The sequence below is a fragment of the Pseudomonas lactucae genome (genome assembly GCF_016937615.1).
GTDB classification, from domain to species: Bacteria; Pseudomonadota; Gammaproteobacteria; order Pseudomonadales; family Pseudomonadaceae; genus Aquipseudomonas; species Aquipseudomonas lactucae.
Map to the genome: position 1 here is coordinate 1 of NZ_JAFHKI010000018.1, position 19,906 is coordinate 19,906.

The 19,906-nt window shown below is 60.1% G+C and carries 17 protein-coding genes, 1 tRNA gene and 3 pseudogenes; 6 read left to right on the plus strand and 15 right to left on the minus strand.

All coding sequences use genetic code 11. The features are described 5' to 3' along the window. Window positions 1-34: 34 nt before the first annotated feature. Genes JWR98_RS04210 through JWR98_RS04220 form a run of 3 tightly spaced genes read right to left on the minus strand, consistent with a single transcriptional unit; the run spans window position 35 to window position 2,382 of the window. Complete coding sequence (locus tag JWR98_RS04210; RefSeq protein ID WP_078734350.1) at window positions 35-1,381, minus strand: ATP-binding protein; 1,347 nt, start codon at window positions 1,379-1,381, stop codon at window positions 35-37. Beyond that, window positions 1,378-2,055 (minus strand): response regulator, encoded by a 678-nt coding sequence (locus JWR98_RS04215; protein ID WP_078734351.1) that lies wholly within the window; start codon window positions 2,053-2,055, stop codon window positions 1,378-1,380. Before JWR98_RS04215 ends, JWR98_RS04210 begins: the two co-directional genes overlap by 4 nt. A gap of 18 nt (window positions 2,056-2,073) precedes the next feature. Beyond that, window positions 2,074-2,382, minus strand: coding sequence for a hypothetical protein (locus tag JWR98_RS04220; RefSeq protein ID WP_078734352.1), 309 nt, complete (start codon window positions 2,380-2,382; stop codon window positions 2,074-2,076). Between the two features lie 128 nt (window positions 2,383-2,510). Here JWR98_RS04220 and JWR98_RS04225 point away from each other — a divergent pair, with 128 nt between their 5' ends. After that, entirely contained in the window at window positions 2,511-3,227 is a 717-nt protein-coding gene (locus JWR98_RS04225) for a 4'-phosphopantetheinyl transferase family protein (protein ID WP_205489365.1), read from the plus strand. Between the two features lie 20 nt (window positions 3,228-3,247). Here JWR98_RS04225 and JWR98_RS04230 read toward each other — a convergent pair whose 3' ends face one another. Both JWR98_RS04230 and JWR98_RS04235 read right to left on the minus strand, forming a co-directional pair. After that, complete coding sequence (locus tag JWR98_RS04230; protein WP_078734354.1) at window positions 3,248-4,858, minus strand: ATP-binding protein; 1,611 nt, start codon at window positions 4,856-4,858, stop codon at window positions 3,248-3,250. Continuing rightward, complete coding sequence (locus JWR98_RS04235; RefSeq protein WP_078734355.1) at window positions 4,855-5,580, minus strand: response regulator; 726 nt, start codon at window positions 5,578-5,580, stop codon at window positions 4,855-4,857. The genes JWR98_RS04230 and JWR98_RS04235 overlap by 4 nt, the downstream gene beginning before the upstream one ends. Before the next feature lie 611 nt (window positions 5,581-6,191). Here JWR98_RS04235 and JWR98_RS04240 point away from each other — a divergent pair. Then, a complete protein-coding gene (locus JWR98_RS04240) occupies window positions 6,192-9,083 on the plus strand; it encodes a ribonucleoside-diphosphate reductase subunit alpha (RefSeq protein WP_003175627.1) in 2,892 nt (963 codons plus the stop codon). A 90-nt stretch (window positions 9,084-9,173) separates the two neighbouring features. Here the strand turns inward: JWR98_RS04240 and JWR98_RS04245 are convergent, their stop codons facing one another. From JWR98_RS04245 to JWR98_RS04275, 8 genes and pseudogenes are all read right to left on the minus strand, one after another. Then, window positions 9,174-10,265, minus strand: a complete 1,092-nt coding sequence (locus JWR98_RS04245) for a hypothetical protein (RefSeq protein WP_205489366.1) — start codon at window positions 10,263-10,265, stop codon at window positions 9,174-9,176. 172 nt (window positions 10,266-10,437) lie between these two features. Next, window positions 10,438-11,751 carry a flagellar hook protein FlgE gene (gene flgE, locus JWR98_RS04250; RefSeq protein WP_205489367.1) on the minus strand — a complete coding sequence of 438 codons (1,314 nt, stop codon included), beginning with the start codon at window positions 11,749-11,751 and terminating at the stop codon, window positions 10,438-10,440. A 31-nt stretch (window positions 11,752-11,782) separates the two neighbouring features. Continuing rightward, window positions 11,783-12,085, minus strand: a pseudogene (locus JWR98_RS30055) (FlgD immunoglobulin-like domain containing protein); the annotation flags it as partial. Between the two features lie 212 nt (window positions 12,086-12,297). After that, window positions 12,298-12,354, minus strand: a pseudogene (locus tag JWR98_RS30060) (hypothetical protein); the annotation flags it as partial. Between the two features lie 167 nt (window positions 12,355-12,521). Further along, window positions 12,522-12,965, minus strand: coding sequence for a flagellar basal body rod protein FlgC (flgC, locus tag JWR98_RS04260; protein WP_003175632.1), 444 nt, complete (start codon window positions 12,963-12,965; stop codon window positions 12,522-12,524). 3 nt (window positions 12,966-12,968) lie between these two features. After that, entirely contained in the window at window positions 12,969-13,376 is a 408-nt protein-coding gene (flgB, locus tag JWR98_RS04265) for a flagellar basal body rod protein FlgB (RefSeq protein WP_003175633.1), read from the minus strand. Window positions 13,377-13,625: 249 nt separating this feature from the next. Continuing rightward, the gene (cheR, locus tag JWR98_RS04270; RefSeq protein WP_003175634.1) at window positions 13,626-14,453 is read right to left on the minus strand and encodes a protein-glutamate O-methyltransferase CheR; all 828 of its coding nucleotides are present in this window, start codon (window positions 14,451-14,453) and stop codon (window positions 13,626-13,628) included. A 42-nt stretch (window positions 14,454-14,495) separates the two neighbouring features. Then, on the minus strand, window positions 14,496-15,428 hold the full coding sequence (locus JWR98_RS04275) for a chemotaxis protein CheV (RefSeq protein ID WP_078734361.1): 933 nt from the start codon (window positions 15,426-15,428) through the stop codon (window positions 14,496-14,498). Between the two features lie 80 nt (window positions 15,429-15,508). Between JWR98_RS04275 and flgA the strand changes: the two genes are divergently transcribed. From flgA to JWR98_RS04295, 4 genes and pseudogenes are all read left to right on the plus strand, one after another. Beyond that, complete coding sequence (gene flgA / locus JWR98_RS04280; RefSeq protein ID WP_205489368.1) at window positions 15,509-16,273, plus strand: flagellar basal body P-ring formation chaperone FlgA; 765 nt, start codon at window positions 15,509-15,511, stop codon at window positions 16,271-16,273. A gap of 141 nt (window positions 16,274-16,414) precedes the next feature. Then, a complete protein-coding gene (flgM, locus tag JWR98_RS04285) occupies window positions 16,415-16,738 on the plus strand; it encodes a flagellar biosynthesis anti-sigma factor FlgM (protein ID WP_205489369.1) in 324 nt (107 codons plus the stop codon). 48 nt (window positions 16,739-16,786) lie between these two features. After that, window positions 16,787-17,256, plus strand: a pseudogene (locus JWR98_RS04290) (flagella synthesis protein FlgN). A gap of 94 nt (window positions 17,257-17,350) precedes the next feature. Beyond that, on the plus strand, window positions 17,351-18,100 hold the full coding sequence (locus JWR98_RS04295) for a flagellar brake protein (RefSeq protein WP_078734364.1): 750 nt from the start codon (window positions 17,351-17,353) through the stop codon (window positions 18,098-18,100). A gap of 58 nt (window positions 18,101-18,158) precedes the next feature. Here the strand turns inward: JWR98_RS04295 and JWR98_RS04300 are convergent, their stop codons facing one another. Both JWR98_RS04300 and JWR98_RS04305 read right to left on the minus strand, forming a co-directional pair. After that, window positions 18,159-19,547, minus strand: coding sequence for an MFS transporter (locus tag JWR98_RS04300; RefSeq protein WP_078734365.1), 1,389 nt, complete (start codon window positions 19,545-19,547; stop codon window positions 18,159-18,161). Window positions 19,548-19,821: 274 nt separating this feature from the next. After that, window positions 19,822-19,898, minus strand: a tRNA-Arg gene (locus JWR98_RS04305). Window positions 19,899-19,906 lie beyond the last annotated feature (8 nt).

Genomic DNA, 19,906 nt, shown 5'->3' on the forward strand with positions numbered 1-19,906 from the left:
TTGCTCCCGATGAGGCCAGTCAAGCCACTGCCGATCAAACAGCCGGAAAATGAATCCTGAACGCCGCCCCACCCAAAGGTGAATCCCCCAGGGTCAGCCGTGCCCCGTAGCTTTCGATAATATCCTTGACCACCGCCAACCCGATCCCCTGCCCTGGATGCTGACGGTCCAGCCGCTCACCGCGCTGCAGAATCCGCGCGCGCTGATCCGGCGGTACACCGGGGCCGTCATCCTCGATGCACAACTCGATGCCTTCAAGGTTTTCCACCAGGCTGACGCGCACTTCGCTCAGGCACAGGCGGTAGGCGTTTTCCAGCAGGTTGCCGAGCAATTCGAGCAAGGCGCCCTTCTCGATCGGCACATCGCATTCCTGCGGCAAGTCAAAAAATACCGAAACGCCCTTGTCGCGGTACACCTTGTCCAGCGTATCGCACAGGCTTTGCACCACCGGTTCCAGGCGCACCTGGTGGCGCACCAGGCCGCTTTTGCGCAGGCTGGCACGCTGCAACTGGTAACTGATCTGCTGGCTCATGCGTTCGATCTGCGCTTGCAGCACCCACGCCTGGTCGCGGTCTTCGGGGCGCTGGGCCATGTCTTCGCTCACGCCCTGCAACACGGCAAGTGGGGTTTTCAGGCTGTGGGCCAGGTCGTCGAGGGAGTCGCGGTAGCGCGCCCGTTGTTCACGCTCGCTGTGCAACAAGCGGTTGAGGGAACCGGTGAGGCGCAGCAATTCACGAGGATGTTGTTCGGAGAGGCTTTCACGGGTCCCCCCTTCGATCTGGTCCAGCTCCTGGCTCAAACGCCGCAGGGCTTGCAGCCCCCAGGTCAGACCCAGCCACAGCAAGGTCAGCAGCACCAGCAACGCCGCGCCGAAACCCAAATAGAGGTTTTCGCGCAGGCCTTCGAGGGTCAACTGGTATTCGCGCACCGGTTGCAGCGCCACGATGCTGAACGCAGCACTCTTGCCGCCGAGCAACCGCACCTCGACGTCATAGACAAAGAACTCTTGACCGTCGGCCTCACGGATTCGCGCAAACTCATTGCCGCGCCCGTCATAGCGCGGCTTGTAGTTGATGTTTTCGTCGCGGGTCGCGCGCGAACGCCACACCAAGTGGCCTTCGCGGTCGTAGATATAACCGAGCAGCCGGCTGTCGGCCAGGTTGAAGCGCTCGTCCGGCAATTGCACCGGCATCAGCAGGCGATTGTTTTCGACCCGCGCGGCGGAAATCAGGGTAGTCACGTCCGACGCCAGACGCTGCTCGATGGAATCCTGCAGCGCCAGGCTGAACGCGCCTTGCATCGCCGGCAACAAGCCCAGCATAAACAGCACGGCCAGAGTGGCGGCCGCCAGCATCAAGCGCACGCGTAACGAGCGAATCAACGGCAGCGCTCATTGAACAGGTAGCCCAGGCCGCGCACGGTGTCGATCGGTTTGAACCCGGACGGCCCCTCCAGCTTGCGACGCAGGCGGCCGACCAGTACTTCAATGACATTCGGATCACGCTCGTCGTCATCGGGGTAGAGCTGCTCCATCAAGCGGTCCTTGGCGACGACCTGCTGATGATGGCGCATCAGGTATTCAAGGATGCGGTATTCATAGGCGGTCAACGCCAGCGGTTCTTCGTCGAGGGACGCCTGCTTGCGGTTGAGGTCCAGCAGCAACGGCCCGGCGACGATGGTCGACTGGGTGAAACCGCTGGAGCGACGCAGCAAGGCGTTCATCCGCGCCTCCAGCTCTTCGAACTGGAACGGCTTGACCACATAGTCGTCGGCGCCGGCGGCCAGGCCCTCAACCTTGTCCTGCCAGTTACCGCGCGCGGTGAGGATCAGGATCGGGAACGTCTTGGCCTGGGTGCGCAACTGGCGGATCAGGTCCAGGCCGCCCATGCCGGGCAGGCCCAGGTCGACGATCGCCAGGTCGTGGTTGAATTGGCCGGTCTGGTACAGGGCCTCTTCGGCATTGGCCACGGCCTCGACCACATGGCCGCTGTCGGTCAGGCGGGTAAACAGGTGATGACGCAGCAGCGCTTCATCTTCCACCACCAGCAATTTCATAAGGCTCTCCAAAGCAGATCAACCGTCCGACAGAGGGACATCATAGCGGCCCTGCAGGTCTTGCGGGCGCAGTTTAATGCCATTGAACTGACCGGTCAGGTGTTCATAACCGACGCGGTAGGTTGGCTGCGAGGTCGTGAGGCCCAGGGACTGCCCCCAAGGCATGGGTTGACTGCCAGCATCTTCGAAGCTCACACGCTGGATCAGGCTACTGGTTTTCTTGGTTTTCTCCCTGCCGAACTCGGCGAAGGCACCTTCCGAGGCCTGGGCCCCGGCGGTGGCACTGAGCAGGGTCAAGGCCAACATCAGCTTTTTGATCGCAGTCATGGTGTGTTACCTCATACGCGTTTGGGCTGTTGCGACCAGCCTACGCAAATGCCCCTGAACTCCCCCTGAACGGGCGTCCAAGCGCCGTGGGCTATCCGCAGGCGTCTCAACTCGGCAAAATACCGCCCATGACGCCCCTACCCGCTTGCTGCACCCCACTCGACGCCCACTGGCCATTGCCCGAACCTTTGCCTGGCACAGTGTTTCTCAGCACCCGCTTCGACCCGGCCTTATTGACCGCTGAAGACTTCCAGCGCAGCGCCGTGCCGCCACCGGCCAGCATCCAGCGCTCGGTGGCCAAGCGTCAGGCCGAATTTCTCGCCGGTCGGGTCTGTGCTCGCGCGGCACTGCAACAGCTCGATCACCTGGACTGCATCCCCGCGATCGGCGAAGACCGTGCACCGGTGTGGCCCTCGCACATCAGTGGTTCGATCACCCACAGCACCGGACACGCCGCCGCGATTGTCGGGCACAAGGCGCAGTGGCGCGGGCTGGGGATGGACCTTGAAAATGTACTGACACTGGAACGGGCGGAGCGCCTGGCCGGCGAAATCCTCACCGCCGATGAGCTGCTGCGCATGGCCAGCGTGCCGCGTGAGCAGATCGCGCGGCTGGTGACGCTGACGTTCTCGGTCAAGGAAAGCCTGTTCAAGGCGCTGTATCCGATTGTGCGCAAGCGCTTCTACTTTGAGCATGCCGAGGTGGTGGAGTGGTCCGACACTGGTCATGTGCGGTTGCGGTTGCTGACGGACCTGTCTGCCGAGTGGTGCCATGGCACGGAGGTGGTGGGGCAGTTTGCGGTGGATGGGGAGCAGTTGTTGAGCCTGGTGGCTATCGGTGCTTGATAGACCGCCATCGGGCGGTGTCAGGGTTTGTCTTGATCCCTGGGCCAACTCAGGCTGAAGCAAGCTCCACCCAGATTATTGCTCTTGCCGATCAACGCCCGCCCGCCATGCCAGTAAATAATCCGCCGCACAATCGACAAGCCCAGGCCATGCCCGCCGGAGGCGCGGGTGCGGCTGTCATCGAGGCGCAGGAACGGCGTGAAAATTCGCTCCCAGGCACTCTCCGGCACGCCGGGGCCGTCGTCTTCCACATCGATACGGCAGCGCACCTGCCCCACTTGATAGCTGATCAGCACCTGCCCCTGGGCGTGACGCATGGCGTTGCTCACCAGGTTTTGCAGGGCCCGGTGCAGGTAGCGCGGCTCGGCGTCAACCCAGGCGTCCTCCCAGTGGGCCGATGACAGGCAAATACCCCGGGCGACCGTCACCTGTGGGCGCAGTGGCGACAATTCGCCGATGACCTGATCGAGCAACGCATCAAGGTCGACCCGCTGGAAATCCAGCGCCGGCGCGCCCTGCTCCAGCCTTGCATAGGTGAGCATTTCATCCACCAGGCCGTCGAGGTCCTGGATATCGTTGTCCATGCCTTCAAGGTACTTGCGCCGCGCCTCGGGGGTGGCGGCGTCGCCGATCATCTCCAGGCCGAAACGCAGGCGCGCCACCGGGGTGCGCAGTTCGTGGGACACCGCGCGCACCAATTCACGCTGGATCGCCAGCAACTGCTGCAAGTGCTCGGCCATACCATTGAACGCCGCCGCTAAACGCCCGACAGAGTCCGCGCCTCGGGCCGGTACGCGCACTTCGAGGTTACCTTTGGCGATGCGCGTGGCGGCGGCTTCCAGGCCACGCAGCCGGCGCTCCAACTGACGCACCAATAGATAGACGATCAACCCAATGAGGGTCAGGCCGATCAAGGCGATCAGGATCAGCCATTGCGGCGGATAAGGGTTCATTTGATACAGCGGGCCGAGCTCCAGCACCCAGGGCGTGCCGACCATGCCGGCGAACACGCGGATCGAATCGCCGCCCTTGCCCAGGGCCATCACGGTGTCGCCTTCCGCTACGCGCCGACGTTGATCCTCATCCATATCGGCCTGGTCGAGCGTCAACAAATGCATGTCGAACCCAAACCCCTTGGCGTCCTTTATATCGGCCAGGCGTTGCGGCTGCTCAGCCATGGGAAAGCGCACCAATTCGTCAGCCAACAGGTAAATCGTCGCACGGGCCAGTTGTTCGCTGATCTGCTGCACCTCGCCAGTGAGCACCCACGGTTCCTTATCGCTGACCAGACGCAACACGCGCGCGGCGTGGGGGCCCGTCTGCTCCACCAGCACCTGGCCACGTTGCAGGCGGGTACGCTGCGACAGGTCCAACTGCGCATCGGTGAGGGTGCGCAACTCCAGGGGAATCCCCAGCAAACGTTCCCATACCGCCAACGCGCGCTGGCGCTCGATGGCACTCATGGGCTGCAGGTTGTCGCCCATCAAGGCGAAGGTGCCGTGGGCCAGGCGCTCGCGATACTGGCCGCTGCGCACTTCGTTGAGCAAGTGCAGCGCCAGTACGCCGAGCAACGCCACCAGGATCAGCGCCGCGCACATGCCGCCGTAGATGCGCAGGAAGATCGAGTTCACAGGGGCATGTCGGCGGCGGCTTCGGGGACGAACAGGTAGCCTTTACTGCGGATGGTTTTGATTAGCCGCGGGTGGATCGGGTCGTCGCCGATTTTGGGGCGAATACGCGAGATGCGCACATCAATGGAGCGGTCCTGGCCGTCATAGCCGATGCCGCGCAAGGCGATAAAGATTTCTTCGCGGGACAGGATGCGCCCGGCGTTTGCCACCAGCAGCCATAAAAGGTCGAATTCGGCGCTGGTCAATTCGATGCCGCCGTCGTGCAGCCAGGCTTCGCGCAAAGCGTTGTCCACCACCAACGGGCCGAATTGCAGGCGGCGCAGGTGTTCCACCGCCGCAGGCTCGGCCGGCTCACTGCGCCGCAACAATGCCTGGATGCGCGCCAGCAACAGCCGTGGACGCACGGGTTTGCACACATAGTCGTCGGCGCCCAGGTCCAGGCCCAGCACCTGGTCCATGTCGTCGGTGCGCGCGGTGAGCATCAGGATCACGCCGTCATAGCGCTCGCGCACCTTGCGGCAGATGCTCAGGCCGTCTTCGCCGGGCAGCATCAGGTCGAGGATCACCAGATCCGGCTGCTCGGCGACGATCCGCGCGGCAGCCAGGGCGCCGTCACCTTCGACCGACACGCACAGGCCGTTGCTCTCCAGGTACTCGCGAGTCAACTCGGCCAATCGCTCGTCGTCCTCGACGATCAGTATTTGCCAGGCTTCTTGCTCCATGCGCTACCTCATTGTTATTCGCATTATTTTGGTCGACACGGTCGAGTGTGGGAGGGGCTTGCTCCCACAGGTTGATCTTCACAGGCATACCCTGTTTGTCATGTGTTGAGGGCATAACGGAGGCGATTGTAGCCATGCCCCGACCCTTGCGCACAAGCCGGGAAATCCATTCGGTGATCGCATTTTTTTGTGATAGGGTTCGCGCCCTTCGAAATTCGCCGGGCTGTTTGATCCTTGGAACATTTAGTGACAAACGGCGTAATCCAGCAGTCATGCGGCCTACACGGTAGTTCTACCTTTCATACACATTTTACTCACAGCGTTATCCACAGGTTAGTGCGTTGCTAAGGCGTCAAAAACGCATTATCTTGTAGCTCGGCGACAACAGAGACCCTACATGTAGGGTTTTCGAGCAAATTGCCCAACCACACAAGTGGCACGAAATTCAAGCGTTTTATTGCTCGCACAGCGTTGAACCAATCGATTTTCAGTAGACCAAACCGCTCACGCGGATGGCACCTGTTTCTCCATCCCGATATGGAAAACGGTACGGGTGTTGCAGGAACAGCCTGGCACTCGCAATCAAATATAGAACGTGGAGACAACCCCCCATGCAAACCGACACAACTCGCGAGAACCCGCAGGGCTCCGTGCCGCAGGCCGCTGATTCGAATATGGATCTGTCCGCCACCGCACCTGGTCAACTGCGCGTGATCAAGCGCAACGGCACTGTCGTTCCTTACACCGATGACAAAATCACCGTCGCCATCACCAAAGCGTTCCTCGCAGTTGAAGGCGGCAACGCTGCCGCTTCGTCGCGCATCCACGACACCGTTGCCCGTCTGACCGAACAAGTCACCGCCACCTTCAAACGTCGCATGCCATCGGGCGGCACCATCCATATCGAAGAAATCCAGGACCAGGTCGAACTGGCCCTGATGCGTGCAGGCGAGCAGAAAGTCGCTCGTGACTACGTGATCTACCGCGACTCGCGCGCCAAGGAGCGTGCCGTGCACGCCCCGGCCGCCGAAGCCGTGCAAGCTCACCCATCGATCCGTATCACCCTGGCCGACGGCAGCTTTGCGCCGCTGGACCTGGGCCGCCTGAACACCATCATCACCGAGGCCTGCGAAGGCCTGGAAGAAGTCGATGGTGACCTGATCCAGCGCGAAACCCTGAAGAACCTGTACGACGGCGTGGCCCTGACCGACGTCAACACCGCCCTGGTGATGACCGCCCGTACCCTGGTGGAGCGTGAGCCGAACTACTCGTTCGTCACCGCGCGCCTGCTGATGGACACCCTGCGTGCCGAAGGCCTGGGCTTCCTCGGCGTGGCCGACAGCGCCACCCACCACGAAATGGCCGACCTGTATGCCAAGGCCCTGCCTGCCTACATCGCCAAGGGTATCGAATTCGAATTGCTGAACCCGGTCCTGGCCACCTTCGACCTGGAAAAACTCGGCAAGGCGATCAACCACGAGCGTGACCAGCAGTTCACCTACCTGGGCCTGCAAACCCTGTACGACCGTTACTTCATCCACAAGGACGGCATCCGCTTCGAACTGCCGCAGGTGTTCTTCATGCGCGTGGCCATGGGCCTGGCGATCGAAGAGAAGCACAAGGAAGACCGTGCGATCGAGTTCTACAACCTGCTGTCGTCCTTCGACTACATGTCGTCGACCCCGACGCTGTTCAACGCCGGCACCCTGCGTCCACAGCTGTCGAGCTGCTACCTGACCACCGTGCCGGATGACCTGTCGGGCATCTACCACGCGATCCACGACAACGCCATGCTGTCCAAATTCGCCGGTGGCCTGGGTAACGACTGGACGCCGGTTCGTGCGTTGGGTTCGTACATCAAGGGCACCAACGGCAAGTCCCAGGGCGTCGTACCGTTCCTCAAAGTCGTGAACGACACCGCCGTAGCGGTCAACCAGGGCGGCAAGCGCAAAGGCGCGGTGTGTGCCTACCTGGAAACCTGGCACATGGACATTGAAGAGTTCATCGAGCTGCGCAAGAACACCGGTGATGACCGTCGTCGTACCCACGACATGAACACCGCCAACTGGATCCCTGACCTGTTCATGAAGCGCGTCTTCGATGACGGCCAATGGACCCTGTTCTCGCCTTCCGAAGTGCCGGACCTGCACGACCTGACCGGCAAGGCCTTCGAAGAACGCTACGAGTACTACGAGGCCCTGGCCCAGTACCCTGGCAAGATCAAGCTGTTCAAGACCATCCAGGCCAAAGACCTGTGGCGCAAAATGCTGTCCATGCTGTTCGAAACCGGCCACCCATGGTTGACCTTCAAGGACCCATGCAACCTGCGCAGCCCGCAGCAGCACGTGGGCGTGGTCCACAGCTCGAACCTGTGCACCGAGATCACCTTGAACACCAACAAGGACGAGATCGCCGTGTGCAACCTGGGTTCGATCAACCTGCCGAACCATATCGTCAACGGCAAGCTGGACACCGCCAAGCTGGAACGCACCGTCAACACCGCAGTTCGCATGCTCGATAACGTGATCGACATCAACTACTACTCGGTGCCGCAGGCGCAGAACTCCAACTTCAAGCACCGTCCGGTCGGTCTGGGCATCATGGGCTTCCAGGACGCGTTGTACCTGCAGCACATTCCGTACGGTTCGGATGCGGCGGTCGAGTTCGCCGACAAGTCCATGGAAGCGGTCAGCTACTACGCGATCCAGGCTTCCTGCGACCTGGCCGACGAGCGCGGCGCCTACGAGACGTTCCAGGGTTCGCTGTGGTCCAAGGGCATCCTGCCGCTGGATTCGCAACAGATCCTGATCGAGCAGCGTGGCCAGAAGTACATCGACGTTGACCTGAACGAAACCCTGGACTGGGCGCCGGTACGTGCCCGTGTACAGAAAGGTATTCGTAACTCCAACATCATGGCCATCGCACCGACCGCGACCATCGCCAACATCACCGGCGTGTCGCAGTCGATCGAACCGACCTACCAGAACCTGTATGTGAAATCGAACCTGTCGGGCGAATTCACCGTGATCAACCCGTACCTGGTTCGCGACCTGAAAGCCCGTGGCCTGTGGGACTCGGTGATGATCAACGACCTCAAGTACTACGACGGTTCCGTGCAGCAGATCGAGCGCATCCCGCAAGAGCTCAAAGAGCTTTACGCGACCGCCTTCGAAGTGGACACCAAGTGGATCGTTGACGCCGCCAGCCGTCGTCAGAAGTGGATCGACCAGGCGCAGTCCCTGAACCTGTACATCGCCGGCGCTTCGGGCAAGAAGCTCGACGTGACCTACCGTATGGCTTGGTACCGTGGCCTGAAAACCACTTACTACCTCCGTGCCCTGGCCGCGACCAGCACCGAGAAGTCGACCATCAACACCGGTAAGCTGAACGCTGTATCGAGCGGCAACCACGGTGATGATTCGGTCCTGGCTGCTCCAGCCGGTCCGGCGCCAGTGCCAAAAGCCTGCGCGATTGACGAGCCGGATTGCGAAGCTTGCCAATAAGCTGAGCGGATTGCGGGCGTACGCCGCCCGTAATTGAAAAAGCCAGATAGCCCACTGCAAGGGGGGTTATCTGGCTTTTTCGTTTGTCGCCTAGAGAAAGGCGTACGCCACCCCCTGCTTCGGCGAGCCGCCTCGTCGCCCCCACAACTCCACCCGTCCGTCGATGACCGCCATTGAGTGGCGATCGTAGGCCACCACCCCAAGCTTGCCGCTCGCAAGCTCACTACTTGAAGATTGGCGATAGAAGCCTTTGAGCCCCAGACGGTCCAATGCCTCATGAGGTATTTCGCCGTTGTTCAAACTTTGCATCGCATGGGCAAAACTCTTTCTCGACTCATTAGGATTCTCATCCAGACCGTTGCCTTCCATCTGTGCCCGCTTGGCACTCGCTGCGAACATGAAGTTGGCATCTGTCATCATGTCAGGGTTATCCCCTTTGAACTGCGCATATCTGGCCGCCTGTTTGAGTTCATCCTTGGATAACTCAAGTTCGAATCCGTCGCGCATTTTCACCTTATAACCCCCCGCCGTTTCCTGCACGTCCTTGAAAACGTCGGTGGGCTTCTGACCAAACTTCATCATTGCCCCCTTTATCGCTGAAACCGTGACGCAGTTACCGTCCGGCCCCTGACTGAATCCACTCCAGATATTTTCGGGCTTTTTCCCAGGGTTACTTTGATCAGGCTTGTAGTTGAAGTGCTTGGATCCCTCGGTAATCGGCAGATTACTCATGGGCTCGCTGGGACCGAAATTGTTTGGGTTAGGCCTACCACCACCACCACCACCACCACCACCACCACCACCCGGAGAAGGTGCTGGGGCAGGCGAAGGAGAAGGCGAAGGCCCATCCGGAAACAAATCCGGAAACAGCATCCTCAACAACTCCAGCCAGCGCCGCCCCGCTTCTTCTTTCAACTGCTCCAGAATCTGCTTGAATTTCTCGTCGCCCAGCTCCTCGCGCAGGGCTTTGAGCTTGTCACGCAGGTCGCGGGCCGTCTGGTCCTTGCCGGTTGCCTGCGCATCATCAAGCGCCTTGAGCAATTTCGTGACGGCGTCTTTATCGGCCGTTGCGTCATCCTTGGGCGTGTCCGCAGGGTCTTTCCCCTTCAGATAATGCCCTGCGGCTGCCGGATCAAACCGCACACCGCCAATCTTATGAACGCCCGCGGTCAAATCACCCATGCCGCTCCACTCCCAATAAGCTCAGGCTCGAGGAGTGGCAAAACAGCCGTGCGGCGTTCCAACCTATGGCTGTCATCCCGTGATCGGCCGGGCGTTGGGAAATGGCAGCCGGGCCAGGCAACAGGCGAAAAAAAACCCTCGAACGAGGGTTTTTTATCCGGCACCTAGCGCATCAGGTCATCTGAATGATGGTCTGCATGATGGTGCTTTGGGTGGAGATGGTCTTGGCGTTCGCCTGATAGTTGCTCTGGGCCTTGATCAGGTCCACCAGCTCGTTGGTCAGGTTGACGTTGGAGTTCTCCAGGGAGTTGGCCACGATCGAACCCAAGGTACCGGATTGCGGGGTGTCGTAACCCGGCTGGCCCGAGGCGAACGTCTCTCTCCAGGTGGTGCTGCCGGCAGGCTGCAGGCCCTGTTCGTTGTTGAAGCTGGCCAGGGAGATCTGGCCGATGGCCTTGCTCTGCTGGTTGCTGAACGTAGCGAACAGTACGCCGTTGCCATCGATTTTCAGGCCGGTGATCTGGCCGGTGGCATAGCCGTCGGTGATCGGTGGGTTACGGTAGGTGGCCGAGTTGTACTGGGTGATGTTCGCCATGTTGATGGCGATACCCGTAGGGTTGGCATTCGCACCGTTGGCTTTCCAGACGCCATTGGTCACAGTGCCTGGCACCCAACCAGTCAAGTTCAGGGTCGTGCTGGAGGTGCCGCCGGTGACGATGCCTGTCAGCTTGCCGGCACCGTCAAAGGACAGCGTCGAGGCGGTAGGCGGAGTGGCAGGGGTGCCCCCTGTTGGCGGCGAACCATCCGGATTGCGACCATCAATCAGCGTGTAGGCGTTCCACTGGTTGCCGGCGGTTTTTACCAGGTATTGCACCATCGGGTGCGCGTTACCTTGAGCGTCGTACAACGTGGTGCTGTACTGAGTGGTGAACGTGCTGGTATCGGAGGGATCGAACGGTTTGAGCGTCTGGTCGATCACCGGCTCCGAGGAGTTCAGGTTGCTGGTGGAGTCGACTTTGGTGGACGCCTTCGGCGGCAGGTTCGACAGGTTCAATTGCAGGTCGGTCAAGCCGCCCTTGATGATTTTGCCGTCTTCATCCGCCGCGTAGCCTTGCAGGCGCGAGGTGCCGGTGTTGTTGGTGATGAAGCCGTCCTTGTCGGCACGGAAGGCACCACTGCGGGTGTACTCCAGCGAGCCGTCGCTGCCCTTCTGTACAAAGAAGCCGCCGCCCTGGATCGCCATGTCCAGAATACCGCCGCTGCCGTTGACGTCACCCTGGGTGAACTGCTGGGACACCGCCGCCAGGTTCACGCCATTGCCGATGCTGTTCTGGCCGGTGCCCAGCTTGGACGCCGCGTAGATGTCGGCGAATTCCGCACGGGACGACTTGAAGCCAGTGGTCGCGACGTTGGCAATGTTATTACCGGTCACGTCCAGCTGTTTGTTGGCCGCATAGAGGCCGCTAAGGCCGATGTTAAAAGACATGTTTCTCTCCCTCTGCCGTATCTAGCCGGCTCTATGTACCAATAGTCTGAATTTGCGACAGCTTCACGCTGCCCATGCCACCTGCAAGGTTCAGCAGCATTTCGCCGCCGGTCTTGCTCAACGTCACGCTGGTCACCGTTGCCGGCAGCGAAGTCGCCAGGGCCACAGAGTCGCCCTTGTCATTCTTGGTCGTGGCCGCAAAGGTGTAGGTGCCAGCTGGAGCGATCTCGCCGTCGTCGTTCTTGCCATCCCAGATAAAGTCCGAAGTGCCAGCGTTCTGGGCACCCAGATCAGGGTGCGCACCACGTTGCCGTTTTTGTCGGTGATCTTCACGGCGACGTTGCCGGTCGCCGCGGTCACCGCCACCGAACCGGTCATGCTCTTGCTGGTATCCACCAGTGCCTTGTCGGTCTGGGTGATGATCGAACGCCCCACCAGCGACGAAGCCTGCAGCGCCTGCGAGGAGCTGAAGTTGCTGGAGATGTTGTTCACCGAATCGTTCAGGGTATTGATGCCTTCCAGGCTGCTGAACTGCGCCAGCTGGGCCACGAAGGCACCGTTGTCCTGAGGCGACAGCGGGTTCTGGTTTTTCAGTTGGGTCACCAGCAGTTGCAGGAACGCGTCCTTGCCCAGCGACTGGTTGCCGTCGCGGCCTTGGAAGCGTCACCCAGGCTGCTGTTATCCGTTGCAGTCTTGACCTTGGAATTGAAAAGGTCCTGGACTGCCGTGTTGGTAGACGTATCAACGATGGCCATTATTGGCGCCCCTTATCACTGACCCAGGGTCAGGACCTTCTGCATCATGGTTTTGGCGGTGTTCATCATTTCCGCGTTGGTCTGGAACGAACGGCTGGCGGAAATCATGTCGGCCATTTCCTCGACCACGTTGACGTTCGGGTAGTACACGTAGCCTTTTTCGTTCGCCGCCGGGTGATTGGGCTCATAACGCGCTTCAAGGTTGCTCTGGTCTTCGACCACGCCGAGCACCTGCACGCCTTTGCCGGCGGCGTCCTGCTCCTGGAACAACGAATCGCTGCCACCGTTCTGGCCGGCCTGGAACATGGTGGCGAACACCGGGTGGCGGGCGCGGTAGGTCTGGTCAATGCTCGAAGACACGGTCTCGGCGTTGGCGATGTTACTGGCGACGGTGTTGAGGCGCGTGGTCTGGGCACTCATGCCACTACCGGCAATATTGAAAACACTGGACAGGGACATGGCTTACTCTCCACGCAGGGCTGACATCAGCCCTTTGAATTTGCTGTTGAGCAGGGTAAAGCTGGCCTGAAAGTTCACCGAGTTCTCGGCGTAGGCCGATTGCTCCAGCTGGGCGTCGACGGTGTTCTGGTCGATCGAGGGCTGCATCGGCGTGCGATACAGCAACGACTCGTCACCACTGCTCAGACCTTGCGCTTCGATATGACGGCTATTGGTCATGTTCAGGGCGAAGGTGCCGTTCTTGGTCTTGTCCTGCTGTGCGGCGAGCACGGCGGAGAAGTCCAGGTCCCGAGCCTTGTAGTTCGGGGTGTCGGCGTTGGCAATGTTGTTGGCCAGGACTTCGGCACGCTGGGCGCGGAAGCCCAGGGCTTGTTCGTGGATACCGAGCGCTTTATCGAAGCTGATGCTCATGGCGGAAACCTTTAGGCTGACCTGCTGTTCGTTAACAGGGCTATAGCAAGGCGCATGCCAATTCTTCGAAGGCCCGTATACCAAGGGTTTGCGAGGTGCTTGCCGACGGCAATGCCAGAAAAGCGGCAATCGGTTTCCGCGTGGTGCCAGTAAAGCGGCAATGGGGAGTTGCCGCTCGTTCGAAACTTGCCGCAAAAAAAATGTGGGAGGGGGTAAGCCCCCTCCCACATTTTGACTTGGTACGACGGCCTATTTGGCCTGGTAGATGATGCCCGGGCTGCACTGCACCATCTGGAAATGATCCGGCAAGCCATTCAGCGCCTCGGACGCCCCAAGGAACAGGTAGCCGCCGCGCTTGAGGGTGCCATGGATGCGCAACAGGATGTCTTTCTTCACCTCGGCGGAAAAGTAGATCAGCACATTGCGGCAGAACACCATGTCGAACTTGCCCAAACTGGCGTAGCTGTCGAGCAGGTTGAACGAACGAAACTCCACGCGGTTCTTGATCGGCGCCTTGATCGCCCAACGTCCGGCCCCTTTGGGCTCGAAGTAACGTTGCAGGCGTTCCTGGGACAACCCACGGCCCAGCGCCAGGCTGTCGTACTCACCGGTCTTGCAGTTGGTGAGCATGGTGCCGGACAGGTCGGTGGCGACAATTTGCGCGCCGGCCTTCAACTGGCCCATGTTGGTCCGTTCGAACTCATCGATGGACATCGAGATCGAATACGGTTCCTGCCCCGAAGAGCAGGCCGCCGACCAGATGCGCAAACGCTGGCCCGGACTGGCCTTGATGGCCTCGGGCAGCACTTTGCTCTTGAGCACCTCGAACGGATAGGTGTCGCGAAACCACAGGGTTTCATTGGTGGTCATGGCATCGACCACCATTTCTTTCAGGCCGCCGCGAGGCTGGCCCTGGATCCGCTGGACCAACTCGCCCAGGGACTTGATACCCTGCTGTTCCATCAGCTTGTTGAGACGGCTGGACACCAGGTATTGCTTGTTTTCACCAAGCAATATGCCACAGGCCTTTTCCAGGAATACCCGGAACTGCTCAAAATCCAAATTACCTGTCGACACTGATACCGCCTCTAAAATCGTAAGACCGCCAGGGGAAAAGCCCTAGCCGTGATCTGCTGCCTTGATCCGGTCAACTACCCGGGATGCCAGGTCATCAGGTCGGAATTTGGCCAGGAAGTCGTCGGCACCGACCTTCTTGACCATCGCCTGGTTGAATACACCTGACAATGAAGTATGCAGGACGATATGCAATTTCTGCATACGTGGATCGCTGCGTATCTCGGCCGTGAGAGTATAACCGTCCATTTCCGGCATCTCGATGTCGGAAATCATCATCAAGAATTCTTCTTCCGGCTTCTTGCCTTCCTCCACCAGCTTGCGCAGGTAGTCCAACGCCTGACGGCCATCGTTGAGCGCTACCACATCCACACCGACGGTCTGCAGGCAACGGGTCACCTGTTTGCGCGCCACCGAGGAGTCATCCACCGTGAGCACCCGCAGCGACACTGCCTTGTGTGCCGTCTCGGCATCCACCACACCGACCGAAATACTCTCCGAGGTCGGGGCCACTTCGGCGAGGATCTTCTCCACGTCGATGATTTCCACCAACTGGTTATCCACCCGCGTCACCGCCGTCAGGTAGTGATCGCGGCCGGTGCCCTTGGGCGGCGGATGGATCTCTTCCCAGTTCATGTTGACGATGCGCTCCACCGAGCGCACCAGGAAGCCCTGGGTCTTGGTGTTGTATTCGGTAATGATCACGAATGGGCTTTCGCGGTCCTGCAACCCCTCAGACCCCGTCGCCAGCGCGAGGTCAAGAATCGGGATGGTCGCACCACGAATATTAGCCACCCCACACACCACGGGGCTGGATTTGGGCATGATCGTCAGCTTCGGGCATTGCAGCACTTCCCGCACCTTGAACACGTTGATGCCGTACAGCTGCTTGCCATCCAGACGAAAAAGCAGCAACTCCAGGCGATTCTGCCCTACCAGCTGTGTGCGCTGGTTTACTGAATCCATTACACCTGCCATGCCCAGACTCCTACGCTAAAACCTATGAGGTGCGACGCGCACCCGACACTAAACGGCACGAGCTTTGCTATTTACTGGCCATGGACATTAAAACGACAGTTTCCCGACGCCCAAGATTCCCACGGTACCGCAGATGGCTCTGCGCCTCAGTGGCGCTGCTTGCTGTGTGCATGGGCGTCACAGCCCGCGCAGACAACGTCACCTTGCCTGATCTCCTTATCGGCGTCACTCAGGGCTTTCTTGAGTTCACTGTAGAAGATTATCTGGCAACCACACAGACACCGGGGCGTTATGAAATTCAGGTCAACCCGCTGGACCAGCGCTTGCGCATGCCCATGTGCGACAAGGAATTGACAGCAACCCTGGAAAGCCCCGCCCAACCCATCGGCCGCGTGACGGTGCGCGTACGCTGCGACGGCGCCTCGCCCTGGACGGTATTCGTGCCGGCCCAAGTCAAGCTGTATCGCGATGTGGTGGTGGTTGCCCGGCCGCTGAAACGCACCAGCATCATCGGTTTCGACGACGTCGTGCTGCGCGAACGCGACATCAGCCAGATCAGCCAGGGCTACCTGACCTCGCTTGATCAGGCGCTCGGGCAAAAATTGACCCGACCAGTGGTCACCGACCAAGTCATTACCCTGGTGCACCTGGAGCAGGCCGAAGTGATTCGCAAGGGCGATCAGGTGGTGATTTCCGCCAGCAGCGGCGCTCTGAACGTGAAAATGCCGGGCGAGGCCTTGTCCAACGGCAGCATGAGTGAACAGATACGGGTAAAGAACCTCAATTCCAATCGCGTGATCAAGGCGCGGGTCACGGCGCCCGGCCAAGTCGAGGTGGCGCTATAGATTGCTGGTACAGGACGCCAGGTTTTCCTACACTGTCTGCGAAGTATTCCGCGCGCAGATTTATTGTCATTCGCGCCTAAAGTTCGTCCGGGTATTGCCGAAAACATGGCAAGCGTCCAAATACCCAGAGGTTTTTTTATCATGGTCATCGATTTCACCCGTTTGAATAACACCCCGTCGACGTCAGGCTCTGCGCGCACTACCGGTGCCAAAGAAAGCGTCGAAGCCAAGGCCCAGCCACTGCCCGCCAAGGCAGAACAGGCAAATGCCAGCCAGAGCGGGGAATCCGTACACCTGAGCAATGAGGCTCAACAGTTGCAGAAGGTCACTGACTCGCTGCGCGATCAACCGGTGGTCAATAAAGCCCGTGTGGCCGAATTGAAACAGGCAATCGCCGATGGCAGCTATAAAGTCGACAGCAACCGTGTAGCCAGCAAGCTGCTTAATTTCGAAGCCGAGCGCTAGGCAAATGCCTGCGCCGGGCTTTTGGACGCTTAAACCCCAAGGCCAGCCATGCATCACGACGAAAATTTGCTGCAACTGATCATTGATGATCTAGCGCCGACGCAACAATTGCTCGAGCTGCTCAAAGAAGAATCCCTGGCCCTCTATGGCCGGGACATGCCGCTGCTGGAAGAAATCCTGGCGCGCAAGCAGTCGTTGATTGTCCTGCTGGAACAGCACGGCAAGAAACGCAGCCAAATTCTCATCAGCCTTGGCCTGCCGGCAGACCACGACGGCCTGGCTCAACTGGCCAGCCACTCCTCGGTCGCGACCAATTGCTCTCCCAGAGCAAAGAACTCACTCAATTGCTCGCCCAGTGCCAGGAAGCCAACCTGCATAACGGTCAGTCGATCCAGCTTCAGCAAGCTACGACGGCCAACCAGTTGCGTATATTGCACGGCGGGGAGCCTCCAGCCCTGTATAACGCACAAGGCTCCACCTCGCGCCTGGTCAAGCCAAGCACCCGCAGCCAAGCCTGAACCGGTTTACAGCGCGGCCTATCCAAGGCGGGCAAGATGCTGGCAAAATGCCGGTTCTGCGTGCAGTCGTACTTTGTCTGGAGATGGAAGAACCGTGTTCAACGCCCTTAATGCGGAAGATGCTCCGCAGCCACCCAAGGTGCTCACCACGCCTCTGGAAATCGCCGGCACCTTGCGGATGCTGCAAGACAGTCATGATCCGTTGATCATCACCTTCCATGAGCGCAGCCAACGCTTCCAGAGCTATCTGGTGGACGTCAACCGTGAACGCGGCACCCTGGCGCTGGATGAAATGATCCCGCGCGACGGCGAGCGCCACCTCGAAAACGGCGAGCCCTTTCGCATCGAAGGCTTTCACGATGGCGTACGCGTCGCCTGGGAAAGCAACGGCACCCTGACCACCAGCGAAAAAGACGGCCACCGCATCTACACCGGCAGCCTGCCGAACGAAGTGGTCTACCACCAGCGTCGCAACGCCTTCCGGGCCGCGTTGAAACTGGCACAACTGGTCAATATCGAACTGGGTGGCGAAAAACTCAAAGCGCCGGTCAACGGCAAATTGCTGGATATTTCCGCCACCGGTTGCAAGTTGCGCTTTGAAGGCGACATTTCCGAACGCCTGCAACTGGGCCAGGTCTACGACCGCTTCGTTGCCGCACTGCCCTTTGGCAGCATGACCACCGCCGTGGAACTGCGCTACCTGCACTTCGAAGACAAGATCAACACCACGTTTGCCGGCGTGCGTTTCCACAACATGAGTGGCTTGGTGCAGCGCCAGGTTGAGCGTTTTGTGTACCAGCTGCAGCGTGAAGCGCGGCGTTTCGACAAAGACGACGACTTTTAAAGCATAAACGGCGTAACAAAAAACGGGCAGACCCTTTGGGGATCTGCCGTTTTTGCATTCAGGGGCGCGCCCTGCTCAGGTCATGGGGGTGTTCGTCCGGGTCAAGGGGTTCGGGCGGCGCATCGGCGGCGGGCTCCTCTTCCATCGGCTGCTCCGGCTCTGGCTCCGGCTCAACCTCAGGCACCGTCGTCTGCATCTGGTCTTGCACCACTTGCTCATCCACCCGCGGATCAAGGGCCGCCACCAGGGGCGAACTGGACATACTGTCGGGCATCGCCACGTGATGCAGCGGCGCATCCTCGACCTGATGCAGATTGGTCACCGCCTTCGGCCGAATGCGCCACACCAGGATCAATGCGCACAAGCTGAAAAACGCATAGAGCATCTGGCTGCCGAACAGCTTCATGACCACACCCGCCAACAACGGGCCGATGCTGGCGCCGACACCGTAGGTCACCAGCAGCATGGCGGTCAGCGATACCCGGCGATCGCCTTCCACATGGTCATTGGAGAACGCCACCGCCAGTGGATACAGGCAGAACTGCACCAGCGAACACAGGAAACCCGCAACGAATAACATTTCCAGCGGCACGTGGGTCATGATCGCCAACGGCAACGCCGCCACCGCCAGGCACAGGGCAAAACAGCGAATCAGCAGCGCTCGATCATAACGGTCCGACAACCAGCCCAGCGGCCACTGCACGAGCAAGCCGGCAAAAATGCAGCTACCCATGAACAAGCCGACCTGCTCGGTGGTGAGCCCCTGCTGCGAGGCATACAGCGGCGCCAGGCCATAGAAAGAACCGACGATCAATCCCGCGCCCAGCACCGTACTCAACGACTGCGGCACGCGCTTGATAAAGAAGCGCGGCTCCATCGGTGCTGGGTGCAGGGGTGCCGGGTGAATACGTCGCGTCATGGCCACCGGCACCAGGCACAGGGCAAAGCACAGCGCCACCAGCATCAGCAATTCGAGGCCGAGCTGGGGATGCATCACCAGGATCAGTTGGCCCAACACCAGGCCCAAGTAGGAGGCGATCATATACCCGCTGAACACCACGCCCCGCTGCTTGGCATCGGCCTGCTCATTGAGCCAGCTTTCGATGACCATGTACTGGCACATCATCCCGAGGCCCACAATCACCCGCAGTACGATCCAGGCCGGCAGCCAGTCGACCAGCCCATGACCCAGCACCGCCGCGCCGACAATGCCGGCACAGGTGGCATAGGCGCGAATATGCCCGACGCGGGCAATCAAGCGATGCCCGATCTTGCCGCCCAACACCAGGCCGAAGTAGTTGGCCGCCATCAGCGCACCCACCCACAGGCTGTCGACGTGGTCGGCCGCCAGGCGCAAGGCCAGGTAGGTACTGAGCAGGCCGGAGCCGATCAGCATCATCAAGGAGGCGAAATAAAGGGCTCGAAAAGATTTCCAGATCTGGCGCATCGGCGGTCCGAGCGGCTCCTTGCGGTGAGAGACAGGGCTATCGGCATGATAGTCCCGGGTGGCCGGTTCCGGACAGGCGGTAAAGTCTGATTCCGGGGATTATTTTGCTAGAACAGCTCAGACGCTGCCGAGTGGCATGCGAGGTACACCCTGTCGAGAAATACACGACGCACCTGCTGTGAACCTTGATCGGCGGCAAGGTTCGATTGCCGCTTGAAAAGACCTGACGCGCATAAAAAAGCCCCGCCGCAAATACTCGGCGAGGCTTCTAATCTGGTGTCCCAGGGCCGGTTCGAACGGCCAACCTTCCCCTTAGGAGGGGGATGCTCTATCCAATTGAGCTACTGGGACAAATGACA